Below are 1,173 nucleotides of genomic sequence, written 5' to 3'. Positions count from 1 at the left end.
TGAGCTGTGGTTAGGGGTGAAAGGCCAATCAAACACCGTGATAGCTGGTTCTCCCCGAAATGCATTTAGGTGCAGCGTCGCATGTTTCTTTCCGGGGGTAGAGCACTGGATGGTCTAGGGGGCCCACAAGCTTACCGAAATCAACCAAACTCCGAATACCGGAAAGTTAGAGTGCGGCAGTGAGACTGCGGGGGATAAGCTTCGTAGTCGAGAGGGAAACAGCCCAGAACGCCAGCTAAGGCCCCTAAGTGTGTGCTAAGTGGGAAAGGATGTGGGGTCGCACAGACAGCCAGGAGGTTGGCTTAGAAGCAGCCACCCTTTAAAGAGTGCGTAATAGCTCACTGGTCAAGTGGTCCTGCGCCGACAATGTAGCGGGGCTTAAGCACACCGCCGAAGCTGTGTCATTTCGAGCTTGACTCGGGATGGGTAGGGGAGCGTCGTGTAGCGGTTGAAGCGGCGGAGTAATCCAGCCGTGGACGCTATGCGAGTGAGAATGCAGGCATGAGTAGCGAAAGACGAGTGAGAAACTCGTCCGCCGGATGACCAAGGGTTCCTGGGCCAGGCTAATCCGCCCAGGGTAAGTCGGGACCTAAGGCGAGGCCGACAGGCGTAGTCGATGGACAACGGGTTGATATTCCCGTACCCGTGTGAACGCGCCCATGATGAACCTTGTGATACTAACCGCCCAAAGCGCTCGGCGATGTCCTTCGGGACTAGCTGGGTTGTGGAGCGCGGGACCTGAACTTGTAGTAGTCAAGCGATGGGGTGACGCAGGAGGGTAGCTCCGCCAGTGAGTGGTAGTACTGGTGCAAGCGTGTAGGGAGTCTGGTAGGCAAATCCGCCAGGCATATATCCTGAGACGTGATGCGTAGCCGATTGAGGCGAAGTAGAGTGATCCCATGCTGCCGAGAAAAGCCTCTAGCGAGCTTTCACGCGGCCCGTACCCCAAACCGACACAGGTGGTCAGGTAGAGAATACCGAGGCGATCGGGCGAACTGTGGTTAAGGAACTCGGCAAAATGCCCCCGTAACTTCGGGAGAAGGGGGGCCAGAGGACTTGAAGCCCTTCGCGGGCTAGGGTCAGCTGGCCGCAGAGACCAGCGAGAAGCGACTGTTTACTAAAAACACAGGTCCATGCGAAGTCGCAAGACGATGTATATGGACTGACGCCTGC

The 1,173-nt window shown here is 56.9% G+C and carries 1 rRNA gene; it reads left to right on the top strand.

The features are described 5' to 3' along the window. Positions 1 to 1,173: ribosomal RNA gene (locus L6E10_RS27210) — 23S ribosomal RNA — on the top strand; the annotation flags it as partial.

The organism is Lentzea sp. CC55 (genome assembly GCF_021056325.1).
In the GTDB taxonomy this organism is placed as follows: domain Bacteria; phylum Actinomycetota; class Actinomycetes; order Mycobacteriales; family Pseudonocardiaceae; genus Lentzea; species Lentzea jiangxiensis.
This window is presented reverse-complemented; position numbering and strand designations above follow the sequence as displayed.